The following is a 9,906-nucleotide window of genomic DNA, read 5'->3' on the forward strand; positions in this document are numbered from 1 at the left end:
AGTCCTCTATAACCTTCTTGTATTCCTCCAGATCCTTTTCAAATGCGTCAGTATCAAAATCAACATCAGCGCCCTCAGCAGAATCAAAGAGAGAATCAAGGTCAATGCCCTGTGAAGAAAGCTCACTGCCTACCTTGTCTTTAAGGCTGTCAACGTTAACCATAAGATAAGCGTCAGAAAGCTCAGGTATCTGAACATAAGCCGACTTGTTATCTCTGGAATATACAGCATTAGCAGACACAAGATTATTTCCGCCATATGTCAGCGAAACATCTGCTGCAGTGTTGCTTCCCTTCTGCTTTGTAACAGTTGTCACAGAAATAGGCTGTAAGCTGACACCTGCCTGCTCTGTGAAGCCCTCACCGAATGAAACAGTAGCCGTTGCGTTGTAAGCAAAATCAAGTTCGCCCTTGATAGCCTTTTCAGCCGTGCCAAGAGTGTTGTTTATATTATCTGCCACCTGAGTAAGCTTAGCCTTGCCGCCCTCAGTTTTACCATCATTACTGTCTTTATTTACAAAATAATAGCCAAGACCTGAGCCAACTATGCTGAGACCCAAAACGCCTGCCAATACAGGTGTAAGCACCTTATTTTTTACCATTTTATTTCCTCCTTAAAGAAACTCATGTTTCTGTTCGTATTTAAAATATAACATACTTTTAACAATTTGTCAATAGACTAACATATTACAAATCAGCTACAAATACCCCTAAAATAACAAAAAGAGAGGCACAAGGCCTCTCTTCATCATATTCTCTTATCAGCCAAATTCAAATCCGCCAGTCCTCACTCTGTCGATAAAGTCCCCGAGAATATCAGTATTGGTTTTCGATACCGAGTGCAGGAGATAAATAGCCCCCGGGTGAGCCGCATTCACAAGCTTTTCAAGAGCCTGTCCTTCATCAGGCTGATTGTTCACGTCCCAATCAGCGTAAGCAAAGCTCCAAAGCTCAGTCTCATAACCGCAGTTTGCCGTCACTCCAAGAGAGAACTCCGAAAACTCGCCCATAGGCGGTCTGAACACTGTCATGGTATAATCATAGTTATCCTCCATATACTCATGGAAATCCTTTATCTCCGACTCACATTCCGCCTGCCCAAGCGTCGGCATAGAATAATGGTGTACCGAATGATTTCCTACAATATGCCCCTCGTCTATCATACGCTTCACAAGTTCAGGATTTTTCTCTGCATAATCCTGCAAAAGAAAAAACGTCGCCTTGACCTTTTTCTCTTTCAGCACATCGAGGATCTTTTCAGTGTATCCGTTCTCATAACCCTGATCAAAGGTCAGATATATCTTGTCATCATTATTTATAGCCTTTGCGTTAAGCTTACCGTATTGTGCATTAAAATCAAACGCACCAGTCGTCCTGTTCTTTTCGTCCACAAGAACGCCTTGACCATATCCGACCTTGTCATGTGAAAGCCCCGAAAGATCTATCTTTTCCTTTGCGGTTTTCTTTCCCACAGCCACAGGCTCAATGACCGCCGAGCTTGTTCCCTCTGATGAATTTCCCTCACGCATTATCACTGTCCTGCCACAAGCACTGAGCGCTACAACTGCACAAATAAGTGCCATGCAATTTCTTATCTTCATATGAAGCCCTCCGTTTTCTTATCATCTTATACTATTATGTTCAGAAAACGTCTTTATACAAAAATACGTTTCAGGTAAATTCTGACGTAAAACAAAAAAGGCGGCAAAAACTACCGCCTTTAAATATCAGTTATGACTCAAGATAGGACTTCACCAATGCCTGCAAAAGTTCATCTCTGTCAATATGACGAATAAGACTTCTGGCATTATTGTATGTCGTTATGTAGGTCGGGTCCTCAGAAAGAATATAACCTACGATCTGATTAATAGGATTATAGCCCTTCTCTTTCAGAGCGTCATATATAATTGTAAGTGTCTTTTTCAGCTCAGCCTCCTTGTCGTGCTGTACTGAAAATTCCATAGTTTGTTCGTGCATTATGCTCAGCCCCTCTGCAATGTATTAATATCAGCAATACGCCTGATATTATTATACTCCATTTGTTTCAAAATAACAAGTCAAAAAGCAAAATTTATGCACTTTATACAAATCAAGCGCTATATTTTTTACATTCTGAGTTCAGCACCGATAGCCTTGAGAGCTTCAAGAGTTTTCTTCATAGCCTTGTCAGCCTGCTCGTCAGTAAGCGTGCCGTCATGTGAACGCATTGAAATGGAGTATGAAACAGACTTCTTGCCATTTTCGATCTGCTCGCCCTTGTAAACGTCAAAAAGCGTTACCTTTTCAAGTATCGAGCCAACAGCCTTGCTTATAGTCTTTTCAAGAAGAGCCGCAGGGATATCGTCATCACAAACGATAGACAGATCTCTTGTTGTAGCAGGATACTTAGGCAGTGGCTTATATGTCTTCTGAGCAACACAGCTTGCCATAAGCTCAGGAACATTTATCTTGCCCACATAAGCTCTAGCGTCAATGCCGTAGTTCTCCAGAACTCTCGGATGAAGCTCGCCAAAAATGCCGATCTCCTCACCATTTACTTTAACGACAGCAACTCTGCCTGGGTGGAAAGCATAGAACTCGTCAAAGCTACATTCAGCAGTAGCCTTTTCAAATTCAACTTTCTGTGCGCCGAGCTTAGAAAGCAGACCCTCGACAAAACCCTTGATGTCATAGAAATCAGCCTTCGTCTCAGTGTCATAGAAACCAAAACCAAGTCTTTCAGGCTCGTTAGGAAGCACCTCTCCCTCAACTGGTATATACTCGTTTCCTCTCTCGAAGATATAGCACTCAGGGTTGCGGTAGCTGTAGTTTCTTGCAAGCACTTCACATACAGACGGAATGATAGTCGTTCTCATAACGCTAGTGTCCTCGCCAAGAGGGTTTGTGATAACAACTGTCTTTCTCAGTTTTGAGTCAGCAGGAAGATTTATCTTGTCAAAATACTTAGGCGAAATGAATGAGAATGTAGATATCTCGTTAAGACCCATAGCGAGCATAGATCTCTGTATATGTCTGTCAAACTTCTGCGCCTCGGTGAGCTTAGCCTGAGCAACGCCTCTTACGATAGTGTTTGGAATCTTGTTGTAGCCGTAAAGTCTAGCAACTTCCTCTGCCACGTCAGCCTTGCAGGCAATGTCCACTCTGTACCATGGCGAAACTACCTTGCCGTCCTTTATCTCAAAGCCAAGCCTTGTGAGATATTCAACCATGTCGCTCTCAGGTATCTCAGTACCAAGGAACTTATTTATCCACTCAGGGTCAAAATCAACCGTCTTAGGTGTCTCGTCCTCATAGTTCTCATCAATGTAAGTCTTTACGACCTCGCCAGCACCAAGCTCTTCAACAAGCTGGAAAGCTCTCATAAGAGCCTCATAGCACTCATGTGGGTCAAGACCCTTTTCATATCTCGCAGAAGCGTCAGTTCTCATGCCAAGCTTCTTGGCTGTTGTTCTTACGCTCGCACCGTCAAAGCAGGCAGACTCAAATACAACAGTAGTTGTATCGTCCATGATACCGCTGTATTCGCCGCCCATAACGCCTGCTACAGCAACCGGCTTTTCAGCGTCAGCAATAACGAGCATCTCTTCTGAAAGCTCTCTTACCTCGCCGTCAAGAGTTGTGATAGTTTCTCCTGCCTTAGCATTTCTGATGTTGATAGAAGCGTCCTTAACATATCTCAGGTCAAAAGCGTGCATTGGTCTGCCATATTCAAGCATAACATAGTTTGTGATATCAACAAAGTTGTTGATAGGTCTAACGCCGCAGCCTCTGAGTCTTTCTCTCATCCAACGAGGTGACGGACCTATCTTTACGTTCTTAACGATACCGGCCATATATCTCTTGCAAAGGTCAGTGTTGTGTATCTTTACCTTGAGCATATCGTTGATATCCCCGTCAATGCCCTTGAACTCAGGTTTCTTGACTTTCAGCTCTGTGCCGAAAGTAGCCGCAGTTTCTCTTGCAAGACCGATAACAGAAAGGCAGTCAGGTCTGTTTGAAGTTATCTCGAACTCAACAGTTGTGTCATTGTATCCAATAGCCTCATGTATATCCTTGCCTACAGTCTTGTCGCAGTCATCGCCAAGAATGAAAATTCCGTCCTCTATAGCATATGGGAAATCGTGAACAGAAAGTCCAAGCTCGCCCAGAGAGCAAAGCATACCATTAGAAGCAACGCCTCTCAGCTTGCCCTTTGTTATCTTCACCTGCTTGCCCTCATGTAGAACAGATGACTTGTGCTTTGCAACTGGCACAAAATCGCCCTCGTGAACGTTCTGAGCACCGGTAACTATCTGAACAGGCTCGTCCTCTCCAACATCTACCTGAGTGATGAACATATGGTCAGAGTCAGGGTGACGCTCCATAGAAACTACCTTGCCCACAACAACGTTAGAAATATCCTTGCCCTCCTGCTCAAAGCACTCTACCTTTGAGCCTGAAAGCGTCAGAGCGGAAACAAAATCCTTTATCGGCATATCGCAGTCAACATAGTCTGCAAGCCATTTCATTGACAAATCCATTTATTATTCCTCCGTAATCTTATCATTTACCGCAGTTTTGTATCTTCTCGTCCAAGTCCTTTAAAAACAGCGGTCTATAAATATAGAAATCTTTCCACCGCTTTATGTTCACAGTATATTTTATCCCGAAATTATCAGTTATCTCAGCTTTCATGCTGTCATTGACACCATTTGTGCTGTGAACTATGGTCTTGAACTCTCTAATATCCGTATATTTTATAAGCAGTTTAGCCTTAGGCACATACATATATCTGTCAAGTAGATAAAAGGTGTTGTATTTGAACTCGCTTCCCTCTATCTCGCTTTCCAAAGCCAGCATATCCTGAGCGTCAAATTGCTCCAGCCTTGCAAGGTTCCCTCTGTATTGTTTTACCTGCCTTTTAAATCCTCTTATTCCGATAAAAAGCAGGATACCCAGAAAAATCACCAGAAACCCACATAGCACAAGCATATCCCATGCACTCTGCTGTTCTTTTACAAGCATGACCGATAACCCACCGCCAACGCCTACTATCAGCGCCATAAGTGTGCTGATAGCCGCCGACGTTACAAGCTTAGCCTTTGACGGCACAAGCTTTCTGTAAAGCCTGCTCTGGCTCATAACTTCATTCATCAGAACTGCTCTAAAAATCTCATATCGTTCTCATAAAGCAGACGCATATCGTTGATGTTGTATCTGCCCATTGTTATTCTTTCAAGACCGATACCAAATGCAAATCCGCTGTAAACCTCAGGGTCAATGCCACAGCCCTCAAGTACCTTAGGGTGTACCATACCTGCGCCGAGAAGCTCTACCCAGCCCTCCTGCTTGCACATTGAACAGCCCTTGCCATGGCAGTTGAAGCACATAAGGTCAACTTCAGCAGAAGGCTCTGTGTATGGAAAATGGTGCGGACGAAGTCTTATCTGAGTGTCCTCGCCATAAAGACGCTTCATAAGCAGCTCAAGAGTACCCTTAAGGTCAGCCATAGTGATGCCCTTGTCAATAACAAGACCCTCTATCTGGTGGAACAGCGGTGAATGTGTAGCGTCCACTGTGTCAGAACGATAAACTCTGCCCGGTGAAATGATTCTGATAGGTGGCTTTCTCTTTTCCATTGTTCTTATCTGAACAGAAGAAGTCTGTGTTCTAAGAACAACGTTCTCATTGATGTAGAATGTATCCTGCGTATCTCTTGCAGGGTGAGATTTAGGCATATTCAGTGCCTCGAAGCAATAATGGTCTGTTTCAACCTCTGGACCGTCAACGATGTCAAAGCCCATGCCAAGGAACACTTCCTCTACCTCTTCAAGAGTAGCGTTCAGAGGGTGAGGTCTGCCTATTCTTGTTTTCTTGCCCGGAAGCGTAACGTCTATAGCTTCCTCTGTAAGCCTTACCTGCTCCATTTTGCTCTTAAGCTCTTCCTTACGCTTATTGAGAGCATTCTCGATATCAGCTCTTACCTTGTTTGCAAGCTGACCGATAACAGGTCTTTCCTCTGCGGAAAGCTTGCCCATTTGCTTAAGTATGGAAGTTATCTCTCCCTTTTTGCCAAGAAATCTTACTCTGAAATCTTCCAACAGCTTGGCGTCATCAATATGTGAAAGTTCTTCTTTCGCACGCTCGTCAATGCTTTTCAACTGTTCTTTCATTACTTATCCTCCTATAAAAATAAGCCCTGCCCCGACTAAACAGGACAAGACTTTGAAATTCTTGTTTATACCACCTATCAGTAAAGAGCCAACACTCTTCCGTCCTTAACGCAGACAGACGTTCACGCTTACTAAAGACTATCTCTCATTCGGCATGACCACTCGCAAGTGAACTTCATTTTGTCAGGATATAAAGCCGCTTTCAGAAAACGCACACACGCCGCAGCTTCTCTCTGAAGACCCTTAGCAAAACTACTCTCTCGGTCATAGTGTTTTAAGTGTATTGATACAATAATATGTTATCACATTCTGCCCCACATTTCAAGGGCTTAACAAAAAGTTTACAACTACAGTCCATGCTTATGAAGCCTGTCCCACTTCATATCCTCCTCGGAGTAATAATCGTCCTCCTCGTCCTCTATCTTGTTGTATTCCTTGTGTGGATAACCTATCTTCTCATAAAAGTCATTGATAAGCACAAGCTTGCCCTTAGTGTCCTGAAAGCTCAGAGCTATCATACCGTCCTCAGGCACAAAAGCTTTCTCCCTGCCCTCTTTGTCCTTTACCACAAAGCTTGACTTCTCCACATTTTTCAGCACGCAAACGAGTCTTCCCTTGTTTGTCTGATAAGACTTCTCTACTTCCTCATAGTAAAGGCATATGTGCAAATAGCTTTTAGAAAGCCCCATGCGTTGAGAGTGTTCAATGTGATCCTCATATATCCTCGTGTAAACATCAGCGTCCCGTGAAAGCGAGTAATACCAGTACATAAGCCCGCCCACAGAACAATTGCAAGCCCCCAGCAGTATAAGCAGAACCTTTGCAAAGACCGCACTTGCAAACACCGCACCAATTATCATGATAACGACCCCAAGCAGGATATTCTTATACATATTCCTCTGCATTTTCCTGTGTTCTTCAATATCATGTGCCGCCTTGACCTGCCTCTCCGCCCTTGACAGCTTCGGAGGATATTCATAAACCGCCTGCAAAACATTCACCTCTCAACTCTTTGACTTTTCCATAGCAAGTACAGATTTTGTATAGCGTTTTTGCTTTCTAACAGAATGAAAAAAGTCTCTTATTATCATTTGAACTTTCAAAATCTTTTGATATCAACGTTCTTAATGTGTCTCTGCACTCCTCAATCTGCCTATACAGAATTGCGTTCTCAGATCTTAGTTCTTCAATCTTGTCAATCATTTTATGGTTTAATGACATAGATTGTGTCAACAGATCATACATTTCGTGATATGTTTTATCTCTCATTATTTAAGCTTCCTTTCACATTACTATTGTGCTATATGTGTCCGCTATTAGTAAAGAAAATAGATAGCCCAACAAGGTTTTGGGTTTATTCTGTGTCCGTTAGGACAGGTTTCCACATACACAACGTAATAAACGTCACTCCTCTCACTGTACTCAAAATCTAACTTGCCTCTAAACAAATCAGTCACTTCATCTATGTCTGTTTCTCCAAAAGGAATAGTATACACATCATCATAGCTTGCCTCTGACGGTGTAAGTTTGTTCTCACGCATTGAAAAATATTCTTCTAACGTATTATAATCTATGCCGTACTTCCAAAACTCCGTATAATGTTCCTTGATATACTCCGCCTTGTCTCTTGAATATGCTGTAAGTTCTGCCTTCATAGCATCAATATCAGCCTGTGTGATTTTGTCACTCTTCTTAGTTGTCGCCGTCACGACCCCCGAATACTTGCCATAGTGATTATTATTCGTCTTTTTGTCGTCCTGCTTGCAAGCCCTTATCTTGAACTGATACTTTGTCGCAGGCGCAAGCTTCTTCACAGTGTAGCTTGTCCCTGTGGTCTTGCCTATCTCTTTCCATTCGCCTTTTATGTTCTGATAAATGCGGTAATTTGTACAGCCTATCTTCGTCCAAGAAAGCTTAACGCTGTCAGTGCCAACACTGCTTACCTTTAGCCCCTTGCAAGCCTGCGGATTGGTCGCCGTGTTCCAGTTTGCGGAATATTTTCCGTAAACTTTCTTGCCCTTTACAGTCTTGTATGCCCTTACTTTAAAATTTTCTCTCGTTGCATTAGGCAGCTTCTTAACTGTGTAGCTCGTGCCCTTGCAATCCCCAAGCTTGTTGTACTTGCCGTTTTTTCGCATATAAACAGTGTAACCGCTCGCACCCTTTACCTTGCTCCAGTTGAGCTTTATCTCACTGTTTGAAAGCGTCTTAGATTTAAGCCCCGTTACCTTGCCAACACTCGCCGCTTCCGCAACGATAGTCGTCTGTGAGAATATCCCCATATCCTCCGCCGCAGGTACAACAGCCCCCGTGCCCATAAGCATTGCCGCCATAACAACAGCCGCCGTTTTCTTCATACCATTCTTCATAAAAAGCACCTCTCCCGATTCTCTATAATTCCCCATATGTCATGGTAATATTATATAATACCACAAAAACAAATATTTGTCAATACTTCTACCAAAAAAATAAAATATTCCGTTGTAGGTTTACAATAGATGTGTTACAAAACGTATCACATCTATTTTTTATGCCTAAATCCGAAAAAAATCGGAAGTAGGTATGTAGGGGGTAAAGGTTAGTATTACCCTTTACCCCCTATCGCACAATCGCACAAGCAGGCAGTAAGGCAAGTAAACACGCCTTTTACGGCTGTGCGGTCATATGCAAAAACAATCGCACACGCACAAACATAATCGCACAGAGGTGAATATAATGCCGAAACAGTCTTGTAATTGGTGTTTTACAATAAATAATCCGTCAAAGGTCAAGACCTGTGGAGAAAAGGATAAATTTAAAGATCTTACGTTTGATACTGATGAAAAGGTGATAAACTTCATTATGCAGTATGAGGAAGTAAACTATTACGTCTTTCAGCGTGAACGAGGTCACAACGAGAATACCGAACATATTCAAGGCTTTATCCAATTTAAAAACCGCAAGCGTGGTACAACCTTGCAGAATATGTTTCCACCACAGTTTTTTCACGGAGAGTTCGCCAACGGCACAGCACAGCAAGCAAGTGACTATTGCAAGAAGTCAGATACTCGCATTGGCGAGGTGCAGGAGTGGGGCGAACTGCGTGTAACAAAAGGCGGTAAGCAACTTACAAATGAGGATATCCTACAACGTATAAAAGAAGGTGCTGACGATATCCGACTTCTTGAAGAATTTCCGCAACTTTGGAATCAAATTGACCGCCTGCAAAAAGTCCGTGATTTATACGTCTTTGATAAATGGCGAAATGTGTTCCGTGATGTTCAGGTCACATATATCTGTGGACAATCGGGAACAGGTAAAACAAGAAGTGTTATGGAGCTATACGGCTATGATAAAGTTTATCGTATCACCGACTACAAACACCCTTTTGACAGTTACCACGGTCAAGACGTTATTGTCTTTGAGGAGTTCAGAAACAGCCTTCCTATTGATAATATGCTTAACTACCTTGACGGTTACCCTCTTGAACTTCCTGCAAGATATATGAATAGGATAGCTTGTTTTACAAAGGTGTACATCATATCAAATTGGAATTTTGAAGAACAGTACACCGCTATTCAGCACAAATATTATGAAACGTGGAACGCCTTTGTTAGACGTATCGACAAGATAGTTACATATAAAGACGGCATGATCTTTGAGGAAATTGACCTCAAATCATATAAATTGAAGTATAATCTTGATAAAGATGAAAACTTACAACCATAATTTCACGCTATGTTAGTGTCACGTGGAAAAAATTTAAACTCTGTAGG

At 42.5% G+C, this 9,906-nt stretch carries 8 protein-coding genes and 1 pseudogene; 1 reads left to right on the plus strand and 8 read right to left on the minus strand.

The features are described from left to right. The 8 genes and pseudogenes from QVO88_RS09380 to QVO88_RS09415 all read right to left on the minus strand — a co-directional run. Window positions 1–601: pseudogene (locus QVO88_RS09380) on the minus strand (hypothetical protein); the annotation flags it as partial. Between the two features lie 159 nt (window positions 602–760). Next, the gene (locus QVO88_RS09385) at window positions 761–1,600 is read right to left on the minus strand and encodes a polysaccharide deacetylase family protein (RefSeq protein WP_022288224.1); all 840 of its coding nucleotides are present in this window, start codon (window positions 1,598–1,600) and stop codon (window positions 761–763) included. Window positions 1,601–1,730: 130 nt separating this feature from the next. Further along, the gene (locus tag QVO88_RS09390) at window positions 1,731–1,976 is read right to left on the minus strand and encodes an IreB family regulatory phosphoprotein (RefSeq protein ID WP_022288225.1); all 246 of its coding nucleotides are present in this window, start codon (window positions 1,974–1,976) and stop codon (window positions 1,731–1,733) included. A 128-nt stretch (window positions 1,977–2,104) separates the two neighbouring features. Next, a complete protein-coding gene (pheT, locus tag QVO88_RS09395) occupies window positions 2,105–4,519 on the minus strand; it encodes a phenylalanine--tRNA ligase subunit beta (RefSeq protein ID WP_022288226.1) in 2,415 nt (804 codons plus the stop codon). A gap of 22 nt (window positions 4,520–4,541) precedes the next feature. Continuing rightward, the gene (locus tag QVO88_RS09400) at window positions 4,542–5,132 is read right to left on the minus strand and encodes a hypothetical protein (RefSeq protein ID WP_022288227.1); all 591 of its coding nucleotides are present in this window, start codon (window positions 5,130–5,132) and stop codon (window positions 4,542–4,544) included. Further along, a complete protein-coding gene (gene pheS, locus QVO88_RS09405; RefSeq protein WP_022288228.1) occupies window positions 5,132–6,151 on the minus strand; it encodes a phenylalanine--tRNA ligase subunit alpha in 1,020 nt (339 codons plus the stop codon). The genes QVO88_RS09400 and pheS overlap by 1 nt, the downstream gene beginning before the upstream one ends. A 347-nt stretch (window positions 6,152–6,498) precedes the next feature. Beyond that, window positions 6,499–7,143: a hypothetical protein gene (locus tag QVO88_RS09410; protein WP_022288229.1), complete on the minus strand. Its 645-nt coding sequence runs from the start codon at window positions 7,141–7,143 to the stop codon at window positions 6,499–6,501. Between the two features lie 324 nt (window positions 7,144–7,467). Next, on the minus strand, window positions 7,468–8,520 hold the full coding sequence (locus QVO88_RS09415; RefSeq protein ID WP_022288231.1) for a fibronectin type III domain-containing protein: 1,053 nt from the start codon (window positions 8,518–8,520) through the stop codon (window positions 7,468–7,470). A gap of 346 nt (window positions 8,521–8,866) precedes the next feature. Between QVO88_RS09415 and QVO88_RS09420 the strand changes: the two genes are divergently transcribed. Continuing rightward, complete coding sequence (locus QVO88_RS09420) at window positions 8,867–9,859, plus strand: replication protein (RefSeq protein ID WP_022288232.1); 993 nt, start codon at window positions 8,867–8,869, stop codon at window positions 9,857–9,859. Window positions 9,860–9,906: the final 47 nt, after the last annotated feature.

The organism is Ruminococcus sp. CAG:57, from assembly GCF_000435935.1.
GTDB classification, from domain to species: Bacteria; Bacillota; Clostridia; order Oscillospirales; family Ruminococcaceae; genus Hominimerdicola; species Hominimerdicola aceti.

Coding starts and splice junctions, on each gene's coding strand:
- QVO88_RS09385 (WP_022288224.1), bottom strand. CDS start 1,600: ATGAAGATAAGAAATTGCATGGCACTTATTTGTGCAGTTGTAGCGCTC.
- QVO88_RS09390 (WP_022288225.1), bottom strand. CDS start 1,976: ATGCACGAACAAACTATGGAATTTTCAGTACAGCACGACAAGGAGGCT.
- pheT (WP_022288226.1), bottom strand. CDS start 4,519: ATGGATTTGTCAATGAAATGGCTTGCAGACTATGTTGACTGCGATATG.
- QVO88_RS09400 (WP_022288227.1), bottom strand. CDS start 5,132: ATGAATGAAGTTATGAGCCAGAGCAGGCTTTACAGAAAGCTTGTGCCG.
- pheS (WP_022288228.1), bottom strand. CDS start 6,151: ATGAAAGAACAGTTGAAAAGCATTGACGAGCGTGCGAAAGAAGAACTT.
- QVO88_RS09415 (WP_022288231.1), bottom strand. CDS start 8,520: ATGAAGAATGGTATGAAGAAAACGGCGGCTGTTGTTATGGCGGCAATG.
- QVO88_RS09420 (WP_022288232.1), top strand. CDS start 8,867: ATGCCGAAACAGTCTTGTAATTGGTGTTTTACAATAAATAATCCGTCA.